1 pseudogene is annotated in these 414 nt (G+C 49.8%); it reads right to left on the reverse strand.

The features are described 5' to 3' along the window. Positions 1-414, reverse strand: a pseudogene (locus ZA07_RS16125) (hypothetical protein); the annotation flags it as partial.

Consider the following 414-nt stretch of genomic DNA (forward strand, 5'->3'; position numbering starts at 1 on the left):
TGATAGCTCTCTCCTTCTGAGGCGGTCAATACAGCAGTACTTCCCTCACAGATGGTTACATCATCTCCTGCAGATACAACCAATTCTGGTGTTTCAGGTTGGGTCACTGTAACCGTTACTGAATCTGTGGAAGAACACTCGCCGGTTGTTACCGTTACCTCATAGGTCGTGGTTGCCGATGGGCTTACCTCAATACTTTGGGTCGTTGCCCCGTTGCTCCACTGATAGCTCTCACCACCGGTTGCGGTCAACACAACTGTGGATCCTACTTCCATGCTCACATCTGATCCTGCATCGGCAGTTGGTAAAGTATTAACGTTGACAGTCACGCTGGCGCTTCCGCTCTGCTCACCTTGGCTCACGGTCACTGTATATTCCGTAGTGGTATTTGGTGATACCTCAATACTTTGGGTA

Source organism: Mangrovimonas sp. ST2L15 (assembly GCF_001280515.1).
In the GTDB taxonomy this organism is placed as follows: Bacteria; Bacteroidota; Bacteroidia; order Flavobacteriales; family Flavobacteriaceae; genus Mangrovimonas; species Mangrovimonas futianensis.